1 pseudogene is annotated in these 936 nt (G+C 50.2%); it reads left to right on the top strand.

The features are described 5' to 3' along the window. Positions 1–310 precede the first annotated feature (310 nt). A pseudogene (locus JUJ53_RS00590) lies at positions 311–813 on the top strand (IS5 family transposase); the annotation flags it as partial. Positions 814–936: the final 123 nt, after the last annotated feature.

The following is a 936-nucleotide window of genomic DNA, read 5'->3' as shown; positions in this document are numbered from 1 at the left end:
AGATGCTCATACGGCTTATGAATCAATTTCGAGGAGTGCCTGCTACGACGCTACGAGAGTTTTCTTCTGCCTAGAGTCATTGAAGAGCGATAAGTATTATGTCTACGACTGCTCGTTTTGTACCACTTTTCCAGTTGTCATATTAGAAGTGCAGCTCAACCAGTCATGGAGAATACTGCTGCAGCTACTGCAGATATATTAAAAGGCTTAATCTAGGGCGTGTTTTAAAACCCTTTGGCATACTGGAAGTAGTGTAGCTACCTGTGTAGCTACCTGATTGATGTCCATGACTATCCAAGCCCTCAGAAGCATCCGCCGAGGAGACATGACCAACCAGCAGTGGGAACGGATCAAGCCCTTGCTGCCGCATCAGAAACCTCATACCGGGTGCCCGGCCAAAGATCATCGCACTATCGTCAACGGCATCCTGTGGATTCTGCGAACGGGTGCCCCATGGCGAGACTTGCCGGAACGCTATGGACCATGGTCAACGGTTTCAGGACGGTTTTACCATTGGCGCAAAACGGGTCTGTGGCAGCAGGTATTTGCGACCCTCCAGGAAGAAGCGGATGCCAAAGGTCAGATTAATTGGGAGATCCATTTCGTCGATGGAAGTATCATCCGTGCTCATCAACATGCGGCAGGGGCAAAAAGGGGGGACTAAAGCCAGACTCTGAGCGCTCTGAGCTTAAACAGGTGCAAGCACGAGAGGCCTTAGGGCGCTCCCAGGGAGAATTTAGTACCAAAATACATTTGCGTTGTGATGGCAATGGCTTACCCATCACCTTTGTGCTGACAGCGGGCGAACGCCACGCAACAGTCGTACCAAGCGCAAAGAGACTAGGCTCTGTTTTAAAACTATAGCCACAGCATGATAGAAGCTAGAGTCAGCATGGCGAGGTAGTTCTCAGCCTTCTTCTCGTAGCGGGTTGCAAT

The organism is Leptolyngbya sp. CCY15150 (assembly GCF_016888135.1).
Classification (GTDB): domain Bacteria; phylum Cyanobacteriota; class Cyanobacteriia; order RECH01; family RECH01; genus RECH01.
This window is presented reverse-complemented; position numbering and strand designations above follow the sequence as displayed.